The 19,107-nt window shown below is 56.5% G+C and carries 16 protein-coding genes; 5 read left to right on the top strand and 11 right to left on the bottom strand.

Features of this window, described 5'->3' with window-relative positions; all coding sequences use genetic code 11:
- Nucleotides 1–76 precede the first annotated feature (76 nt).
- The 3 genes from CUC55_RS14485 to CUC55_RS14475 all read right to left on the bottom strand — a co-directional run bounded on the left by CUC55_RS14485 (nucleotide 77) and on the right by CUC55_RS14475 (nucleotide 5,261).
- A complete protein-coding gene (locus tag CUC55_RS14485) occupies nucleotides 77–1,444 on the bottom strand; it encodes a virulence factor family protein (protein ID WP_067646743.1) in 1,368 nt (455 codons plus the stop codon).
- Nucleotides 1,441–4,041, bottom strand: coding sequence for a bifunctional lysylphosphatidylglycerol flippase/synthetase MprF (gene mprF / locus CUC55_RS14480; RefSeq protein WP_103088313.1), 2,601 nt, complete (start codon nucleotides 4,039–4,041; stop codon nucleotides 1,441–1,443). Before mprF ends, CUC55_RS14485 begins: the two co-directional genes overlap by 4 nt.
- A 182-nt stretch (nucleotides 4,042–4,223) precedes the next feature.
- Nucleotides 4,224–5,261 carry a dipeptidase gene (locus CUC55_RS14475; RefSeq protein ID WP_103088312.1) on the bottom strand — a complete coding sequence of 346 codons (1,038 nt, stop codon included), beginning with the start codon at nucleotides 5,259–5,261 and terminating at the stop codon, nucleotides 4,224–4,226.
- 117 nt (nucleotides 5,262–5,378) lie between these two features.
- Between CUC55_RS14475 and CUC55_RS14470 the strand changes: the two genes are divergently transcribed.
- Entirely contained in the window at nucleotides 5,379–6,890 is a 1,512-nt protein-coding gene (locus tag CUC55_RS14470) for a serine hydrolase domain-containing protein (protein ID WP_103088311.1), read from the top strand.
- A gap of 22 nt (nucleotides 6,891–6,912) precedes the next feature.
- On the opposite strand, the gene CUC55_RS14465 is transcribed toward CUC55_RS14470, so the two are convergent.
- The 6 genes from CUC55_RS14465 to CUC55_RS14440 all read right to left on the bottom strand — a co-directional run bounded on the left by CUC55_RS14465 (nucleotide 6,913) and on the right by CUC55_RS14440 (nucleotide 13,793).
- A complete protein-coding gene (locus tag CUC55_RS14465; RefSeq protein WP_103088310.1) occupies nucleotides 6,913–7,779 on the bottom strand; it encodes a D-amino-acid transaminase in 867 nt (288 codons plus the stop codon).
- Nucleotides 7,780–7,836: 57 nt separating this feature from the next.
- Nucleotides 7,837–9,840, bottom strand: coding sequence for an acetyl-CoA carboxylase biotin carboxylase subunit (locus tag CUC55_RS14460; protein ID WP_103088309.1), 2,004 nt, complete (start codon nucleotides 9,838–9,840; stop codon nucleotides 7,837–7,839).
- 10 nt (nucleotides 9,841–9,850) lie between these two features.
- On the bottom strand, nucleotides 9,851–11,383 hold the full coding sequence (locus tag CUC55_RS14455; RefSeq protein ID WP_103088308.1) for an acyl-CoA carboxylase subunit beta: 1,533 nt from the start codon (nucleotides 11,381–11,383) through the stop codon (nucleotides 9,851–9,853).
- A 99-nt stretch (nucleotides 11,384–11,482) separates the two neighbouring features.
- Entirely contained in the window at nucleotides 11,483–12,238 is a 756-nt protein-coding gene (locus CUC55_RS14450) for an amino acid ABC transporter ATP-binding protein (RefSeq protein WP_067646721.1), read from the bottom strand.
- A complete protein-coding gene (locus CUC55_RS14445) occupies nucleotides 12,235–12,915 on the bottom strand; it encodes an amino acid ABC transporter permease (protein ID WP_067646717.1) in 681 nt (226 codons plus the stop codon). Before CUC55_RS14445 ends, CUC55_RS14450 begins: the two co-directional genes overlap by 4 nt.
- A 104-nt stretch (nucleotides 12,916–13,019) precedes the next feature.
- Entirely contained in the window at nucleotides 13,020–13,793 is a 774-nt protein-coding gene (locus CUC55_RS14440; protein ID WP_103088307.1) for an amino acid ABC transporter substrate-binding protein, read from the bottom strand.
- A gap of 339 nt (nucleotides 13,794–14,132) precedes the next feature.
- Here CUC55_RS14440 and minC point away from each other — a divergent pair, with 339 nt between their 5' ends.
- Genes minC through minE form a run of 3 tightly spaced genes read left to right on the top strand, consistent with a single transcriptional unit; the run spans nucleotide 14,133 to nucleotide 15,973 of the window.
- Nucleotides 14,133–14,870 (top strand): septum site-determining protein MinC, encoded by a 738-nt coding sequence (gene minC / locus CUC55_RS14435; RefSeq protein WP_170063890.1) that lies wholly within the window; start codon nucleotides 14,133–14,135, stop codon nucleotides 14,868–14,870.
- A gap of 33 nt (nucleotides 14,871–14,903) precedes the next feature.
- Complete coding sequence (minD, locus tag CUC55_RS14430) at nucleotides 14,904–15,716, top strand: septum site-determining protein MinD (RefSeq protein WP_067646708.1); 813 nt, start codon at nucleotides 14,904–14,906, stop codon at nucleotides 15,714–15,716.
- Nucleotides 15,713–15,973 (top strand): cell division topological specificity factor MinE, encoded by a 261-nt coding sequence (minE, locus tag CUC55_RS14425; RefSeq protein WP_045229302.1) that lies wholly within the window; start codon nucleotides 15,713–15,715, stop codon nucleotides 15,971–15,973. The genes minD and minE overlap by 4 nt, the downstream gene beginning before the upstream one ends.
- A 56-nt stretch (nucleotides 15,974–16,029) precedes the next feature.
- Here minE and CUC55_RS14420 read toward each other — a convergent pair whose 3' ends face one another.
- Nucleotides 16,030–17,235, bottom strand: a complete 1,206-nt coding sequence (locus CUC55_RS14420; RefSeq protein WP_103088306.1) for an MFS transporter — start codon at nucleotides 17,233–17,235, stop codon at nucleotides 16,030–16,032.
- Between the two features lie 102 nt (nucleotides 17,236–17,337).
- Here CUC55_RS14420 and CUC55_RS14415 point away from each other — a divergent pair, with 102 nt between their 5' ends.
- Nucleotides 17,338–18,171, top strand: coding sequence for an AraC family transcriptional regulator (locus tag CUC55_RS14415; protein WP_067646702.1), 834 nt, complete (start codon nucleotides 17,338–17,340; stop codon nucleotides 18,169–18,171).
- Nucleotides 18,172–18,191: 20 nt separating this feature from the next.
- Here CUC55_RS14415 and CUC55_RS14410 read toward each other — a convergent pair whose 3' ends face one another.
- Nucleotides 18,192–19,085, bottom strand: a complete 894-nt coding sequence (locus CUC55_RS14410; RefSeq protein WP_103088304.1) for a choline sulfate utilization transcriptional regulator — start codon at nucleotides 19,083–19,085, stop codon at nucleotides 18,192–18,194.
- Nucleotides 19,086–19,107: the final 22 nt, after the last annotated feature.

Raw genomic sequence — 19,107 nt, 5'->3', positions numbered from 1 at the left:
TTCGTTGACGTCATGACAACGGGATACAGAGTTGGAGCGCTGTATTCAATATGTCGACAAAGAATTCCGTCTTAAGTTATTGCTGCAGACGTTTTTTNAGAGCAGCGACGATACGTTTGGTGAGCGCTTCATAATCCTCATCGAAATGATGGCCGCCATCTATGCCGATGACTTCCGCGCCCTTGTCTTTCAGTGCCGGGCAGGCGGCATCCTCATCCTCAGTGCCGTACACGCACTGGACGATCTTCGGGTCGATCTTTTCGAGGTCCGTCACCGGGTCCTGCGTGCCTGAGCCAGAGACGCCAAGCCAACCGCCGACCGAAATTTCATAGGAAACCTCGTTGGACAGTGACAGCAGGCTCATCTGCACGACGCGGCTTTTGTCCTTCTCTGGCAGAAGGTTGAAGGTCGCAGGGAGAACGTCCGCACCGAAGGAGTAACCGATCAACATGACGTTCTTGACCTTCCACTCCTTGCGATAGGTATTGATGATGCGTGAAAGGTCGCTGGCGATTTCCTCTGGCTTTTTCTCAGACCAGAAGTAACGCAGTGAATCGATGCCGATCGTTGGCACACCATCCTGCTGGAGAAAGCTGCCGACATCCTTGTCCAGATCCCGCCAGCCGCCATCGCCGGAATAGATGATCGCCATCGTATCCATTGTCGGCTTGGCTTCCAGAACCGTCAGCGGCAAACCGAGTGGGTTGTCGCTGTTTCCGGCCGCATCGATGCGGTCCTGCAACGCCTGTGCAAGCGCTGCCTGCGCGTCATCCGTCACATCCTTGACGTCGATGTCGGCATGAGACTTCACGAGGTTTTCCACATGGGTGCGGCCCTTGGCATCTGCTTTCGGCGTGAAAACGACGCTGACTGGGGCAGGCAAGGGGCCATCGGTCAGACCATAGATTGTACGGTCACCATCCTTTTCCTTGGTAGCTGGCGTGCAGAGTATCTTGTTGTCCAGAGGAACACCTGCAACGGGATCAACGGCAACAGCCTCGCCTATCGTTGCCGCCGGACTCTGCGCGATCATGGCCAGGGCCAGTGTTGCACCGTCACCGATGCCGGCAATGATCGGTGGCCGATAGTTCGAGACGCCTGCTTTACGCTGTATTTCCTGCGCAAGCTCTTCAATGTCCGAGATCATGTAGATGCACTCGTCGTCATCGGCCTTGAGTGCTTCGATATATTTCGGAAAATCGATGCCGACGACAACGGCGCCCTTTTCGACCAGCGCGTCCGCTTCTGTTTGTTCTGCCTTGCCCCAGCCGGTGGCACCGGAGATGAGGAAAATATTGGCGCTGACATCACCGTCCGGCAGCATGATATGATCTGGCGGGATCATGCCTGTCTGATAGCCGCTAGCGTCTTGTGCCGACACATGAAAGGGTACGGAGAGTGTCGCTGCTATCAAGGCGGCTTTCAGAAACTTCAGGCCTGTCATTTACCAATTACTCCTCTGACGCCACCGCTGATGAGCACCGTTGCATCCATCAGCGCCAAAGCGGCACTTGTACCGTTTGAAACCGCGACATAACGAGGTTCCCACTTCGGGTGGAACTTCGATTTGAACGCTCTCAATCCTTTGAAATTGTAGAAACGCTCACCGTGTTCGAATAATGTCCCGCCAATCCGATCCCAGACTGGAGCAGCCTCGCGTTTCGACATGCCAGAAAGCGGTGCCATGCCGAGATTGAAGTAGGAGTAACCCTGATCGCGCATATATTCAATAATGCTGACAAACAGGAAGTCCATAGCACCACGCGGCGCATCCGGTGAGAAGCGCATGAGATCGACGGTGACTTCTTTTTNCGTTTCGGTCATCAGCAGGTTGGCAAAAGCTGTGACCTGACCATCCTTGTACAACACGGCAACAGGCTGTGAAAGAATGTAGTCCTTTTCAAAGGAACCAAGCGAAAAAGTCTTTTCGCGCGTGTTGTGATGTTCCAGCCAGGAATCTGAAACCCGCTTGATATCCTCATAGATTTCAGGAACTTGCGGCGTATCGATGACAGAAAACGTCAGGCCGTCGCGCGCGCCACGGCTGAGCGATTGCCGCAGATTGGCCAGCTTGCCGCCCTTCAATTCGAAACGGGTGAGATCGACCATGGCGAGCTCACCCAGCTTGAAGGCGCGCAGGCCCGCATCGGCGCAGTGGGTGAGAATGGCAGGCGATATCTGATAGAACACAGCTCTTCCACCGGAAGCACGAGCAGTCTCAACGAACTGCCAGACGAGGTCTGCGAAATCGTTTTCGTCTCCCACAGGATCGGCCAGCGCAATCCAGGAGCGCCCGCGAATGCCGTACATGATGAAGGCATTGCCGCTTTCCGACAGCATGACGTGCTTGTCACCCATACGTACAAGATTGGCGTCGGCCACATCCTGCTTTTTGACGATCTCGGTCGCTTTCACGATATCTTCAGGATGTATTTCTTCCGGGCGGTACATGACCGGCCGCAACAGGCTGAAGATCGCGACGGTGGAGGAAGCGAGAACCAGACCCAGCAGGGCTCGCAAGCTGCGCGGGGCTTCCTCTGAAANTTCGAACTGCCACCAGAGCGTCTGGCTGTAATCGGTATCGCGATACACGAAGAACAGAATTGTTGCTGCTCCTGCAACGATGACAGCCATGGCGGCGAGCCATGTCGGGCCCAGCGCCTGACGCAGAAGTGAGGCATGGCGGGTAAAACTGCGAATGTTGAAGAACAACGCGACAATGAAAATTCCAAGGAATATCGCCTCGAAAACAGCGATAGCCTTGATCAACGACAGAAAAAGACCGCCTGCCGCAGCAACCAGTGCAACCCACCATGCGCCATCTAGCCGTTGGCTCAAGCCACGGGATGCGACCACCAGGACGAGGCCGAGAATACTCGACAAAAAGTGTGCTGCTTCGATGATCGGCAAAGGCACGAAGCCGGAGAGGAAATCGAGATTGCTATCCGGCGTCGGCGTCACACTCGAGAAAATGAGCATGGTGCCGAGAATGAGCGCGTAGGCTGAGAGTAGAGACGGCGCCAGTCGCCCGGCAAGATGGCCGATATCGGCCATGACAGGCTTGGACGCGAACTGCTTCATTTCCGTAGCAAGCATCAGGATAATCGCGACCAGAAGCGGAAGCACATGGTAGATCATCCGGTAAAGAACGAGGCCACCGAGCAGTTGATCGAGGCTGATGGCGTTGCCGAGACCCGCAACCATCACCGTTTCGAAAACGCCCAGACCCGCAGGCACGTGGCTGAGAACGCCGAGGCCGACAGCGGTTGCGTAGATTGCAAAGAAGCTGGGCCAGCCGACATTTGTTTCCGGCAGGAGCACGTAGAGAACGGATGCGGAGGCTGCAATATCGAGGGCCGACACCAGAAACTGCCGTGAGGATGTCCGGCTATCCGGCAGGCGAAGTTTCAGGCGCTTTATCTGGATGACCCGGCTGTTTCGCCCCAGATACATCAACGTTGCCATGATGCCGATGACGACGAGTGCGCCGCCTCTCAACCAAGTCGGATCGACGTTGATGATGCTGGCGATGCGCGGAGCCACGATCAACGTCGACAAAGCACTGACTGCAAGCAGCCCGAGGCCGAATGATAGCGTGACAAAGGCGATTATGCGGGCGATATCCGAGGGGGTTAGTCCCATGCGAGAATAGGCGCGAAAGCGGATGGCGCCGCCACTCAATGGCCCGAAACCGGCGGTGTTGCCAACCGCGTAGGCAATGAATGCAGTGGCGATGACGGAGGGCGTCGGCAGCTTCTTGCCGATATATTCGATGGCGTTCAGATCATAACAGATCAGGGCGGCAAAACTTAAGCCTGTAAACAGGATCGCAAGCGCCGCCGACTTCCAGCTTGTGTCCGCAAGCGCCTCAACGATGTCGTCGTAGCGGACTTCTGACGTCAGCTTGTAGATTGTGAAGGTCATCATCACGAAAACGACCGTCACTGCGATCGATGTGAGATGCGGCCTGTACCGCTCAAAAAANCCCTCGAGCCCGGCTTCGGCCTCTTCGATATTTGCGACGTCGTTCTTCTCGGTCATATGCTTTTCCACGAAACCAGATTGCGTCTGGCGAACCACAGGATTGTGACGCTAGTTCGGTATCGTCTCAGTCATATAAAGATTTAATTTTTATTTTCTAAATTGTGGCGGTGAATATTACGAGAAGCAGCAATAACTACAACAACCGCGCGTTGTTATATAGTATTACCCTTCCAGACTACTTATTGGCCCCAGGTCGCTTCCAGTACCCTGATCCAGTTGCCGTGGCAGATTTTTTCAAGCGACGCTTGATCGTAACCAGCGTTTCGCAACGCATCGACAAGCAGTTGCAGGTCAGCCGCATCCTTCATCGCCGCCGGAATCGTCGTGCCATCGAAATCCGAACCCATTGCGACGTGATCGATGCCCATGCGCTCGACCATGTAATCGACATGGCGAACCAGTTCACCCAGATCGGTGTCGGGGTTCTTGACGCCGTCCTGACGTACGAACAGCACGCCGAAATTGATGCCTGCAAGCCCGCCTGTATCACGGATGGCATCCAGTTGCCGGTCAGTGAGGTTGCGGCTGTGGTTGCACAGCGTGTGTGCATTGGAGTGGGACGCGACCAGCGGCGCGTTGGAAATTTTGGCAATATCCCAGAAACCCTGCTCATTCATATGAGAGAGATCGACCATGATCTTCAGATCATTGCAGACCTTCACCAGCCGCTGTCCGGCTTCCGTCAGGCCGGGTCCTATATCGGGCGTCGAAGGGAAGCGGAAGGGAACGCCATGCGCGAATATGTTGGGTCGGCTCCAGACCGGTCCTAATGTTCGAAGTCCTGCCTGATGCAAANCATAGAGAGCGTCGAGATCGGCGTCGAAAGCTTCCACGCCCTCGATATGTAAAACCGAAGCAAACGCGCCCTTCGCCATGGCATCACGAATATCAGACGCGCTGCGGCATACCTTGAGTTTGCCATCTGACGCCGATCCGATGCGAAACAGCAGGCTTGCCATGCCAAATGTGGTGGCCAGGGCGTCAGGTTGGCTCGGAGGTGTGAAATTGCGGTCAGCGTCAAAACCCGGTGGCGACGGCACAAAGATCGCACATAGACCGCCAGCCAATCCACCTTTTTTNGCCCGGGGCAGATCGATATGCCCAACCGTGTCGCCTTCGATGAACTGTGTCTCCGGCGCGGAAGAGCCGGAAAGTTTCAGACGCAACAGGACGTCGTTATGGCCATCAAATACGGGCACGGCATTGAGGTTCGTCATATGTTGGTCGCTTTCGGAGGGTCTGACACGGCATTGCTGTAAGCGTCAGATAGGTGCAAATGCAAGAGCTGAACAGTGCCCTATGGTATTGCAGGGACTATTTGAATGGAAAANTACATGACGGACAATCAAGACTGGAACGCTGCATCTGAGGTCGCGGAGGATTTCGTTTCGCAATGGAACAGCAACGAACCGGGCGGTTCCGTCATCGGCTTTGATCTGTCAGGCTTGCGGTTTGCCTCTTCGGGAGGTGTTGAAAGCCTGTCGACCTATATGCCGTTTACGCCCAAAAGTGTCGTGCGCTATGCGTCGGTAACGAAACATGTGTTTTGCGCCATGGTGCTGGAACACAGCGATCTGATCCTGCTCGATGATCCGCTCGGCAAGCACATTCCCGAACTGCAAGCACCGCTTTGCGACGTGACGGTCGGGCAGGCACTCGACATGAGCGGCGGTCTGCCGGATGTGCGCGAATGCCTCTCACTTCTGGGCCTGTCGGTCTACACGGAAACGGAAGCCGGACCGCTGCTCGATTATCTCTCGCGTCTGAAACGCCTTAATTTTCCGGCAGGCAGTGAAATTTCCTATTCCAATACCGGCTACCGTCTCGTCGAGGCAGCGCTTGAGCGAAACGGGTTACGTTTTGATGATTTCGTACAAGAGAAGATTGCCCAACCGCTCGGCATCGTTCTGAAAGCACCGGATGTCTGGAACGACCCGGTCGCGGGGCTTGTGCCGGGTTACTGGAAATCCAAGCCTGGCTGGCAGCTTTCATCCGCAGGCCTGCATATCTCCGCATCCGGTAGTCTGGCGGGAAGTGCCGAGGCGCTTGTTCGGTGGCTGCAAGCGCTGTTGAAAGGCGAGCAGGGTTTCGCGGGCGTCTTGGAAAAACTCTCTGCGGAACGCTCCTTGGCGGATGGCCGAATGAGCGAATACGGGTTGGGGTTGCGCTGGTCGCATTTGGGCGAGCGTCGGTTTATCGGTCACGGTGGCTCGCATCCCGGTTACAAGACCTACTTTCTGCTCGATCCTGAAAACGGAACGGGCTTTGCCGTCGTCTCGAACCGGGAAGATACGAACGGGTTTAAAATCGCAATAGAGTGCATGGCAGCATTGACGGGATTGCCGCTGCCAAGACCCAAGAGCGATCTGCCCAACGGCCTTTACGTTACCGAAACCGGCCCTTGGTGGTTGGAAATCAACGGAAGCACTTGCACGTTCATCGACGCTGACGACACGCTGTATGATGATGGCGATGGCTGGGCCTCGTCGCTTTCTGCATCGTCGCCTATGCGCCTGCGTCTGGAAGATGGCGCGCTGGTCGGAGAAGCGGGACACGCGCCGCGCCGCTTTATACCAGTGGGGAAGCATGACGTTCCCTCCACGCTTTCAGGCCGCTGGTCTTCAGAAGAAGGGGCTGAATTNGTGATCGAGAGTGGCGTTCTCTCGATGGGCATTGGCCCCACTCGTCAGTCGATGCCGATCACAGCGTTGGGGAATGGTCGCTTCCTGTTTACGCTGAATGATGGTCCATGGACAAANCGGGTCTGCATCAATTTGCTGGATCAAGATCGCCTGGAACTGGTTTCCAGCCGTGCGCGTATGGTCGAGTATAGGCGCTCGACCTGAGAGAATCGAGCGCCTTCAAGTATCAGATAGCCGTGCGCATCGCGTTTNCGAGGTAAAGCTCGCGAAGGCGCTTCACCAGTGGGCCGGGTTTNCCATCGCCCACCGGCTTTCCGTCGATTTTTGTGACGGGCATCACGAAGTTGCCCGCACTTGTCAGCACCGCTTCCTGCGCGTCCAACGCTTCCTGGAGCGTAAAGGGGCGCTCTTCCAGCGTCAGACCTGCTTCTTCAATCAATTGCAAAGCGGCCTGACGTGTGCAGCCGGGCAGGGTCTTGTTGCTGTTGCCGCGTGTGATCAGCTTCTTGTCTGCGCTGATGATGTAGGCAGTCGAAGAGGCACCTTCGGTTACGAAACCGTCCTCGATCATCCATGCCTCATCGCAGCCCTCGGCCTTTGCAATGCGCTTTGCCATGACCTGCGGCAGCAGGCAAACGGACTTGATATCACGGCGAGCCCAGCGCTGATCCGGAACAGATTTTACCGAGAGCCCGATTGCCTCCTGGGGGCTGCCAATCAGTTTTTTNACCTGTGGGAACATGACGAGCGTAGGTGCGAGATCATCTGAAAACAGAAAGTTGCGGTCTTCCGCGCCACGCGTCAGTTGCAGGTAGATCAAACCTTCCGTCAAATTGTTTTCCTTGATCAGGCGTCGTTCCGCTTCGACCACCTGCTGGGTCGTGATGGGCAAAGGAATGTCGATTTCACCAGCACTTCTCTCCAGCCGCGCCATGTGCAGATCGCTGTCGATCAGCTTGCCATCAATGACGGACGTAACCTCATAGATGCCGTCCCCAAACAGAAAGCCACGGTCGAAGATCGACAGTTTGGCTTCGGATTCAGGTAGAAATTCACCGTTGAGATAGACGATGCGGTCGGTTGCGCTGGGCATGATAGGTCCTTTGGTGTCAGGCTGAAAAGCAGTGTCTGTTTAAAACGATCCGGCGACCTATTCAAACTCCAAAATCACCTCATCGACAGCCAGGCTGTCGCCTGCACTGACCGCCACTTTGCTGACGCGCCCCCGCCGTTCCGCACGAAGAATGTTTNCCATCTTCATCGCCTCGACCGTCGCCAGCGTCTGGCCCGCTTCCACATGATCGCCCTGCTGTACGGAAATAGAGGTCACGACGCCCGGCATGGGGCAAAGCAGAAGTTTCGACGTATCCGGTGGCAGTTTTTCCGGCATAAGCCGGGCCAGTTCTGCCACGCGTGGGGTACGAACCCGTGCAGATATATCCATGCCGCGCCAGCGAAGACGGATGGCTGATGGCGAAAGATCGATCTTCACTGCCATGGACTGGCCACCGACCGTAAACATTTGCAGCGTTTGCCCTGGCTGCCATGCCGTGTCGATTGGCAAAGTTGTGCCATCCTCAAAGGTTGCAGAGGTATTGTTCTCAGCGTGTGTAAGGGAAATGCGATGGTCCGCCTTTGCTAAGGTGACAACCCAATCATTGCCAACCACTCTGCGATGATTACCGATGGTGCCGGAAATCTGCGTTGCCCGGGTCTGCACACGGTGATGAGCAAGGACCGCAATGACAGCCAGTTTCCGTGCGGTTTCAGTATCCGGTTCGACGCTCGCAAAGCCCTCGGGAAATTCTTCGGCGATGAAGCCTGTCGTCAGGTTTCCGCTGCGGAAACGCTGATTTTGCATGACGGCGGAGAGGAAGGGCAGGTTGTGGCCGATGCCTTCGACCTCGAAACTGTCCAGCGCATCCCCCATGGCATCGATGGCTTCTGCCCGATCTTTTCCCCAGGTGCAGAGCTTGGCGATCATCGGATCGTAATACATCGAGATCTCACCACCCTCGAAAACGCCCGTGTCGTTTCGAATAATGGTGCCGTCAGGCCGGGTCCCTTCTTTGGGTGGGCGATATCGCGAGAGACGACCGATCGACGGCAGGAAGTTGCGATAGGGGTCTTCCGCGTAAAGACGGCTTTCGATGGCCCAGCCGTTGAGTTTCACGTCGTTCTGGCTGAAGGCAAGGGGTTCGCCAGAGGCCACGCGGATCATTTGCTTCACGAGATCGATGCCAGTGACGAGTTCCGTAACTGGATGCTCGACCTGAAGGCGGGTGTTCATCTCAAGAAAGTAGAAATTGCGGTCGCCATCCACGATGAATTCCACCGTGCCAGCGGAATAATAACCAACGGCCTGGGCGAGTGCCACGGCCTGTTCACCCATGGCCCTGCGTGTAGCTTCATCGATAAANGGAGAGGGCGCTTCTTCGATGACTTTCTGGTTGCGGCGCTGGATAGAGCATTCCCGCTCGCCGAGGTAGAGCACTTTACCATGCTGGTCGCCCAGAACCTGAATTTCGATGTGGCGTGGTTGGTTGACGAATTTTTCGATGAAGATGCGGTCATCGCCAAATGACGCCTTCGCCTCGTTCCTGGAGGACTTGAAGCCCTCGCGTGCCTCGGTGTCGTTCCAGGCGATGCGCATGCCCTTGCCACCGCCACCTGCGGATGCCTTGATCATGACAGGGTAACCGATAGATGATGCAATCTTCACGGCTTCGTCCGCGTCTTCGATCAGGCCCATATGCCCAGGCACGGTGGAAACACCGGCCTCCTGCGCCAGTTTTTTCGAGGTGATCTTGTCGCCCATCGCCTCGATTGCCTTCACCGGCGGTCCGATGAAGATGACGCCGGCCTTATCCAGCGCTGCGGCAAAAGCTGCGTTCTCCGACAGAAAGCCGTAACCGGGATGCACGGCATCGGCCCCGGTCTGCTTTATGGCGTCGAGAATTCGGTCGATGACGATATAGGACTGGTTGGACGGGGCCGGGCCTATGTGCACGGCCTCATCCGCTTCCCGCACATGCAGCGCGTTGGCATCGGCATCGGAGTAAACCGCGACGGTCTTGATGCCCATGGCTTTCGCGGTGCGAATGACGCGGCAAGCGATTTCGCCTCTGTTGGCGATGAGGATTTTGGAAATCATTGGGTTATCCTCACAGCGGAATCGTGTCGTGTTTTTNCCAATGCGTCGTCACCTGCTTATTGCGCAGTGATGCGAAGGCGCGGGCGATGCGGCGGCGGGACGAATGCGGCATGATGACCTCATCGATAAAGCCGCGCTCTGCCGCTACGAAGGGATTGGCGAAACGCTCTTCGTATTCTTTGGTCCGCGCGGCGATCTTGTCTGGGTCGGAGAGTTCGGAGCGGTAGAGGATCTCTGCCGCGCCCTTCGCGCCCATCACCGCAATTTCCGCCGTCGGCCACGCGTAATTGACGTCGGCGCCGATATGTTTCGAGGCCATCACGTCGTAGGCGCCGCCATAAGCCTTGCGTGTGATCAACGTTACCATCGGCACTGTCGCTTCCGCATAGGCAAAGAGCAGTTTTGCCCCATGCTTGATGACGCCGCCATATTCCTGTGCCACGCCGGGCAGGAAGCCCGGGACGTCCACTAGCGTCAGAACAGGAATGTTGAAAGCATCGCAGAAACGTACAAAACGGGCTGCCTTGCGTGAGCTGTCTATATCAAGGCAACCGGCCAGCACCATCGGCTGGTTGGCGACAACGCCAACGGTCTGGCCTTCGAGGCGGATGAAGCCGGTGATGATGTTCTTTGCAAAGGCCTCCTGAATCTCGAAGAAATCGCCCTCATCGGCCAGCGCGTGGATCAGTTCCTTCATATCGTAAGGCTTGTTGGAACTGTCAGGAATGAGTGTGTCGAGACGCTGCTCCAGCCGTGCCGGATCATCGTGAAACGGGCGGTTCGGTGCCTTCTCGCGGTTGTTGAGCGGCAGGAAATCAAACAGCGCCCGCACTGCCTCCAGTGCCTCGACATCGTTTTCATAAGCGCCATCGGCCACAGACGATTTTCTGGTGTGGGTGGAGGCCCCGCCCAGTTCCTCCGCCGTGACGATCTCGTTGGTGACGGTTTTTACCACATCCGGTCCGGTGACGAACATGTAGGAGGTATCGCGAACCATGAAGATGAAATCGGTCATGGCGGGGGAATAGACAGCGCCGCCCGCGCAGGGGCCCATGATGACGGAAATTTGCGGGACAACGCCGGAAACCTCGGCATTGCGCCTGAAAACCTCTGCGTAACCGGCCAGCGACGATACGCCTTCCTGGATACGCGCACCGCCGCTGTCGTTAAGACCGATGACAGGCGCTCCAACACGTGCGGCCATATCCATGACCTTGCAGATTTTCTGCGCATGGGTTTCGGATAGCGAACCGCCCAGAACGGTAAAGTCCTGGCTGAAGACGTAGACCTGCCGCCCGTTGATGGTGCCCCAGCCGGTGACGACGCCATCGCCTGCGACCTTTTGTTCGGCCACCCCGAAATCCACCGCGCGGTGGGTGACATACATGTCGTATTCTTCGAAAGAGCCTTCATCAAGCAGAACATCCAGACGCTCCCGCGCCGTCAGCTTGCCTTTGGCATGTTGCGCATCGATGCGCTTTTGCCCGCCGCCAAGCCGTGCCTGCGCCCGGCGCGCTTCCACTTCCTCAAGAACCGTCTGCATGCAGCCTCCCTGATGCGAATGTCGTCGTTCTAGACTTAAGGGTCAAATCCCGAATTGAAAACAGTCTATTACGGCCAACGGTAGGGATTCGACGACATGCTAAAGGGATTGTGCCGCGTTGATGGAGGAAACGAAGCGACGGGTGCGATCTTGCTTGGGCGAGCGGAAAATGGCTTCGGAGGAGCCGGTTTCGACAACTTTTCCAGCTTCGAGAAACACGACGTTATTGGCAATGCGCGAGGCAAGGCGCAGATCGTGCGTCGCCATGACCATGGTCGTTCCCTCACGGGCGAGTTGACCCAACACGTCGACCACTTCCTCTGACAATTCCGGGTCGAGCGCTGACGTCGGTTCGTCGCATAACAGCACTTGCGGCGAGGGACCGAGTGCCCTCGCAATGGCCACGCGCTGTTGCTGCCCGCCCGAGAGATTGGCGGGCCAGGCGTCGGCCTTGTGCGCCATGCCGACCTTGGTCAGAAGCTCCATGGCGCGATCTCTTGCCTTTTCGCGTGACCACTTCTGCACGATCAGCAGTCCTTCCATGACGTTCTCGATGGACGTGCGGTGGGGGAAAAGCTGGAAGCTCTGAAACACCATGCCCGTTTGCCGGCGGATTTTCTGGATGGACTGCCACGTCACTTTCTTGCCTGCGGTAAAGGAAACCGCATCGGTGCCGATCTTTACGGTCCCTTCCGTTGGCAACTCCAGCAGGTTGATGCAACGAAGCAGGGTGCTCTTGCCGCCGCCGGATGGGCCGACCAAAGCGGTTACGCTGCCTTCAGGAAAGCTGAGCGAAATGTCCTTGAGGATGACCGCTTCGCCGAAACGTTTTTCGATATTGGAAAGCTCGATCATCGGCTGTTCTCCATCATGCCGCCGTAACGGGCGAAACGCACTTCCAGCCGCGCCTGCAAGTTGGACAGCACGGAACTCAGGGCCAGATAGATGATGGCCGCCTCGATATAGAGGATGAGCGGTTCATAGGTGGTGGCCACGATGCGCTGTGCCGATTGAAAAAGTTCCGGCACGGTAATGGCGGCGGCGAGCGAGGTGTCCTTCACCAGAGAAATGAAGGTGTTGGACAGCGGTGGTACGGCCACCCGGCTTGCTTGCGGCAGGATGGTACGCTGCATGGCCTGCCGCCAGTTCATGCCGGTCGAAAATGCCGCTTCCCACTGACCTTTCGAAACCGACGAAATGGCAGCGCGGATGATTTCGGACGTGTAGGCGCCTACATTCAGCGTAAAGCCGATAAGGGCCGCCGGGAACGCATCCAGCAGAATGCCCATGCTGGGAAGGCCGTAGAATATCACGAACAACTGCACCAGCAGCGGCGTGCCACGGATGACCCAGACGTAAAACCGCGCAAGCAACCGGAGCGGCGTAGGGCCGAACAATCGTGCGACAGCGGTGGCAAGACCCAGCGTTAATCCAAAGAGAAAGGACAGCAATGTCAATGGGATGGTGAATTTCACACCTGCCCAAAGCAGCGTGGGCAGGGAATCCATCATCAGTTGAAGCCAATGCGGCACGGTAAACCCCTTAAAAATGCGAAGTCCGGCGCTGGACGCCGGACTTTATGATCTTATCTCAACAATGGCCTATTTNCCCGAAGGAAAATAGACGTCACGTCAGCTTACTTGGAGACGTCCTGACCGAAATATTTGTCGGAAATCCTCTTGTAAGTGCCATCGGTCTTGATGTCGGCCAATGCCTTGTTGATGGAGGCTACCAGATCGTCGTCACCCTTGCGCACGATGATACCGGAATAATCGGCATCCGGCTTTTCAGCCACGATCTTCACGGGTGCGTTTGCCTGCTTCTTCTTGAAATCCAGGAACGAGAGGCTGTCGTTGACAGTCGCGTCGGCACGACCGGTCAAANCCAGCTGGATCGACTGATCGAAGCCATCTGTTCCAACGAGCTCAGCGCCCGCTTCCGTTGCCAGCTTGCCGAAGTTGCTGGTCAGCGACTGGGCCGATTTTTNGCCCTTCAGGTCTGCAAAGCCCTTGATGTCGGTATTCTTCTCGCTGACGATCAGCACCGCCTTGGAGGCGATGTAAGGTTCGGAGAAGGCGTATTTCTGTTTGCGCGCTTCGGTGATGCCGACCTGATTGATGACGGCGTCGTAACGCTTGGAATCGAGACCGGCGATCAGGCCATCCCATTTGCCCTCAACAAACTCGGCCTTGACGCCGAGCTTCTTTGCAACGGCTTCGCCGATCTCCACGTCGAAGCCAACCAGCTTGTTGGCAGAATCATGGAACGTGAATGGCGCGTAAGTGCCTTCGGTGCCGATCTTGATGACGCCCGCGGACTTGATCTGGTCAAGATTTTCGCCAGCAAATGTTGGAGCGAACATGGCAGCGTTCAGGGCTGCTGCGGTTGTGATTGTCTTGAGCCAGCTCATGGTATTCCTTTCAGAATTTTCTGTTGATGTCTCTTCCCATAAATCGTGCTGGTTTAAACGGCACAAAGACGCAAAAAGATGCAGTTTGGGAGAATATTTTTCTCTTCTCAAGTGCGTCGTCCGGGTCGACTGGTTGAAGGGTGGATGGCCACTCTCTAAAGGCGAGCTGCATACTTCGTCCGAAGGCAGAATCACTTGGAAATTCAGCGCTATGGCCGCTGCAAGATGTACGTCTGTCAAGGCCATGTCGAGGTTAATTTCTCTTGGTTGACATGGTGCCTGTTAACCATTTGTTAACCACATTCGCGGTACCTCATTGTCAATGATTTCTTTACCAAGATGACCAAAGTGCTAACAGACACCTCACGCTCAATCCGCATCAAAGGCCGCTCGTTTCTTGCGGTCGTGCTATCTCCTGAACAGCCTCTGGACCAATGGCTTGAGCGACTCGATGATCTGGCAGCACGCTCTGCCGGGTTTTTTCTGTCGCGCCCCGTGGTTCTGGATGTTGCGGAACTGAAGCTCGACAAGGCGGGGCTGAAAGGCCTTCTGGCAGAGCTTTTTTCCCGTAATGTCGCCATTATGGGTATCGAAGGCGCACGCCCGTCCATGATTGAGCCCGGCATGCCTCCCGCTTTGAAGGGTGGAAAGGCAGCTTCGGACGTCGATGTGGAACCCGTATCGCTCGCCACGGCCGAAGCGGCTGAGGATGTTTCGAAGCCACCCGTTACGGAAATCCGCAGTGTGGTTCAGTCCCTGATGATCAGCGAGCCGGTGCGTTCCGGCCAATCGATCATCTTTCCTGAGGGCGATGTGACCATAGTCGGGTCCGTAGCCTCGGGTGCCGAAGTCATCGCGGGTGGATCGATCCACATTTACGGCGCGCTGCGCGGTCGTGCCATGGCGGGATCGCTGGGCAACGCTTCGGCGCGGATATTCTGCAAGAAGCTGGAGGCCGAGCTGCTGGCCATCGATGGCGTCTACAAAGTGGCTGAAGATATCGACCCGAAGTTTCGCGGTCAGGCCGTCCAGCTATGGCTGGAAANCGATACGATCAAAGCGGACAAACTCAATTAAGCCGTATGCGGCAAAAACGGATAGGAGAGCAGGATGGGGAAGGTAGTCGTCGTTACCTCCGGCAAGGGAGGCGTTGGTAAAACCACGTCGACAGCCGCGCTTGGTGCAGCGCTGGCGCAGAACGGGGAGAAGGTCGTCGTCGTTGATTTTGACGTCGGTCTTCGCAATCTCGATCTCGTCATGGGTGCGGAACGCCGCGTCGTTTACGATCTGGTCAACGTCATTCAAGGCGATGCGAAGCTGCCGCAGGCGCTGATCCGCGACAAGCGTCTCGACACGCTGTTTCTGTTGCCGGCATCGCAAACACGCGACAAGGACAATCTGACGCCTGAAGGTGTCGAGTGGGTCATCGGCGAGCTGAAGAAGCATTTCGACTGGGTCATCTGCGATAGCCCGGCTGGTATCGAACGCGGCGCGACCTTGGCAATGCGCCATGCGGATGTTGCCGTTGTCGTTACAAACCCGGAAGTATCCTCGGTTCGCGATTCCGATCGCATTATCGGTCTCTTGGATTCCAAGACACTAAAGGCCGAGCGCGGCGAGCGGATGGAAAAGCACCTGCTGCTGACCCGTTACGATTCGGTTCGTGCCGAGCGTGGCGATATGCTGAAGGTCGAAGACGTTCTGGAAATTCTATCCATTCCTTTGATCGGCATCATCCCTGAAAGCATGGATGTTCTGCGCGCGTCGAACGTCGGTGCGCCGGTTACTCTGGCGGATGCGAAATCTCCACCGGCCATGGCTTATTTCGATGCGGCACGCCGCCTGCGCGGTGAAGACGTTCCGATGATGATTCCCGGCGAAAAGCGTGGCATCTTCGCCAAGTTCTTCGGGAGGGCCGCATGAGCATCTTCAACCTTTTCCGCAAACAAAAATCGGCACCCCTTGCCCGTGAGCGGTTGCAGGTTCTGCTCGCGCATGAACGCAACGGTGTTGGCAACGAGCTCGTCGCCTTGCTGCGTGAGGAAATTCTCGCTGTAATCGCCAAGCACGTCCAGATCGACAGCGACAAGGTTCACGTCAAGATGGACAGCGACGAGCATGTCTCGCTGCTGGAGATCGACGTTGAGATTCCTCTGGCTGCGAGTCTTCGTGCAGCCTGATAGATAGCAATATAGAAAAGCCGCCCGGATGGTTTCCGGGCGGCTTTTTATTGACTTCAAGCGGCCCTGCGGCGGCTTGGCAATTGCGGTAGAAACACCGTGAGCAAGCCAAGCAACGGCATGTAGGAGCAGAGGCGGTAGACGAAATCTATGCCCTCGCGGTCTGCGAAGACGCCTAGAACCGCAGCACCAATGCCCCCGAAACCGAAGGCAAATCCGAAGAACATGCCTGCGATCAGGCCGACACGTCCGGGTACCAACTCTTGCGCAAACACGACGATGGCTGAAAACGCCGAGGAAANGATGAAGCCGATCATGACAACGAGAATGGCAGTCCACATCAAATTGGCGTAGGGCAAAAGCAGTGCAAACGGGATGACGCCGAGGATCGAAANCCAGATAACGACGCGCGAGCCGAACTTGTCACCAATCGGCCCGCCGAAGAACACGCCCGCAGCGGATGCGCCAAGGAACAGGAACAACAGCAGCTGCGCATCCTGAACAGACAGGCCGAACTTCTCAATCGTGTAGAAGGTGAAGTAGCTCGACAGGCTGGCGAGGTAGGCGTTCTTGGTCGCCGTCAGAATAATCAAGACGACAAGCGTCATGATCACCTTGTTTTNGGCCATGGNCAAAGTACGGCTGACGGGTGCGCGGCCCGCATTGCTGCGGCGGTGACGGCTGTACCAGACGCTCACCCATGACAGAACGGCAAAGCCGATAAGGGCGATCACGGAAAACCAGCTCAGGCTCTGCTGACCCATCGGAAGAACGATGAAGGCTGCGAGAAGCGGGCCGATGGCCGTGCCGGTGTTGCCACCAACCTGAAAGAACGACTGTGCAAGACCGTGGCGACCACCCGATGCGACGCGCGCGACGCGCGACGCTTCCGGGTGGAAAATGGCAGAGCCGATGCCAATCATGCAAGCGCCGATCACCAAGACCGCAAAGCTATGTGCGTAGGCAAGCGTGAACAGTCCGGCACAGGTGGAGAGCATGGCGACTGGTAATGAAAATGGCATCGGCCATTTGTCTGTTGCTATGCCCACGGCTGGCTGAAGCAGCGAGGCAGTCACCTGAAAGGCGAAGGTCAGCAGGCCGATCTGGACGAAATCCAGCGCATAGTTCGCCTTGAGAAGCGGGTACAGCGACGTGAGCAGCGACTGCATGATATCGTTGAGCATATGGCAGAAGCTGGCTGCGGCGATGATGGAAANCGTCGTTTTTNCGGCACTGAAGCTCGTGCTGGTCACACTCGCCATAGGGTTTCTCTCCAGATATTCGTCATGATTTNGCGCTCTTCTACCCTCATTGTTTTCGGCCTGCTTTTGTGGTGTGGTCTAGTTTTTACGAGAGTGGGCCAAATGCTTGACGATCATTCCCAGGGATTGAGCTTTTTGCGCAGTGACGAGCATGACGCCATGCTCAGTTTCATCGATGGCAATAATGAAGCCGTGCTAGCACTTCGTCGCGTCTATCCCGAAGGCTTCAAGAGCCCGGTGCACTTACACAGAAAGACGCAGTTGTGGTTTGCCCATAGCGGTGTCGTGATCGTCAGTACAGGTGATGGACGCTGGATGATCCCGCCTGGCCATGGGCTGATCATTCCTGCCGGATTGCAACATTCCAGCGAAATGATCAGCGATGTGGAAATGCATTCCGTCTACGTGCATCGCGATGTCATCAACACCGACAGGCCACGCGTCGTGGAGGTCACCGTTCTCGCTGAAAACTTGATCGAGGAACTCGTTCAAGATGACGTAAGACGATCGGCAACGCGCAGGCGTGAACTGGTCATGGAGTTGCTGATGGACGAAATCAGTCAGCTTCCCGAAAAGCCGCTGGGGCTTCCCTTTCCGTCTCAACCAAACATAGCAGCGCTTTGCAGGCATTTTTTGAGTGCCCCGGCCGCCAACGCCAGCATTGATGATTGGGCGCAGACGCTGGGTATGAGCAGGCGGACATTTACCCGCGTGTTTCGCGCCGAAACTGGTGTGAGTTTCGTGACATGGCGCCAGCAAGCCTGTATTTTTGCCTCGCTGCCGCGTCTGGCAAACGGGGAAAGCGTGACGAATGTTGCGCTGGATGCGGGCTATGAGAATGTTTCCGCCTTCACCACAATGTTCAGGCGCATGCTGGGCAGTTCGCCAAGCGCTTACCTCAAATCATCGGGTGTGCGGATAGTCAGGCATCCATGACGTAAANGGATCTGCTATCGCTATGGCGCTTGCTCACGCAGCCAATCTACCAGTTTTGCCGTGGCACCTTTTCTGCCCGATGAGCCCATCAACCAATATCCCCGATCTGGTGCTTCAAGTTCGGGGCCGACGCCGACGAGCGCGCCGCTTTTCAGCAGGTCATCCACCAGGCCTGCCCAGCCGAGCGCCAATCCCTGATGGCCGATGGCTGACTGGACGACGAGAGAATAGGTGTTGAAGCTTATGTCGCCTCTGCCGTGTTCGATATTTCTTTGAACACCAGCACTTGCGAGGTAGCTCGGCCAATCGTGCCAAGTCGATGCCCAAGAGCTTTCGAGATGGATGAGCTTCAGCTTTGCGAAATGTTCCGGCTTTGCCATTTCGGGAGAAGCGTTCAAAAAGCCCGGGGCGCAAACGGCTCTGACTTTTTCCGGCAGCAGCAATGTCGCGTTACGACCGGCCTCTTCTCGGGTTCCGAAGATCACCAAGACGTCATTTNCACCCGTATTCTGGCGAAGCGGGTTCTGTGTCGCTGCTATCTGGATGTTGATATCGGGATATCGGGCGCGGAATTCCTGCATTCTCGGAATGAGCCACAGCGACGAAAACGCATAGTCCGTGTGCAGCCGAACGGTCGCCCGTTCATCTGTTTTGAACTCATCGGCCAACAGATCGATTTCGGCGACATGGCGGCTGACTGTGTCGTAGAGGCGTCTGCCTTCGGGCGTCAGTTCAACGCCGCGGTGCTGGCGTTTCAGAACGCGAATGCCCAACTCCTCCTCCAGACGCCGGATTTGATAACTCACCGCGGGCTGCGTCAAACCCAGTCCCTGCGCTGCCGCAGTCAGGCTGCCGCGCCTGCCGATCTCCAGCAATATCCGCATCCATCCCAGATTGATCGGTCGCTCAGCCATAAAAANTCCTTTNGCCAGATAT

This window comes from Agrobacterium bohemicum (genome assembly GCF_002896715.1).
Taxonomy (GTDB): Bacteria; Pseudomonadota; Alphaproteobacteria; order Rhizobiales; family Rhizobiaceae; genus Agrobacterium; species Agrobacterium bohemicum.
The sequence above is the reverse complement of the archived record's forward strand: the minus strand, read 5'-3'. Positions and strand labels throughout refer to the sequence as shown.

Excerpts from the sequence above, each read along its gene's own strand:
- CUC55_RS14450 (WP_067646721.1), bottom strand. The coding sequence starts at position 12,238 with ATGATCGAGCTTTCCAATATCGAAAAACGTTTCGGCGAAGCGGTCATC.
- CUC55_RS14415 (WP_067646702.1), top strand. The coding sequence starts at position 17,338 with ATGCTTGACGATCATTCCCAGGGATTGAGCTTTTTGCGCAGTGACGAG.
- minD (WP_067646708.1), top strand. The coding sequence starts at position 14,904 with ATGGGGAAGGTAGTCGTCGTTACCTCCGGCAAGGGAGGCGTTGGTAAA.
- minE (WP_045229302.1), top strand. The coding sequence starts at position 15,713 with ATGAGCATCTTCAACCTTTTCCGCAAACAAAAATCGGCACCCCTTGCC.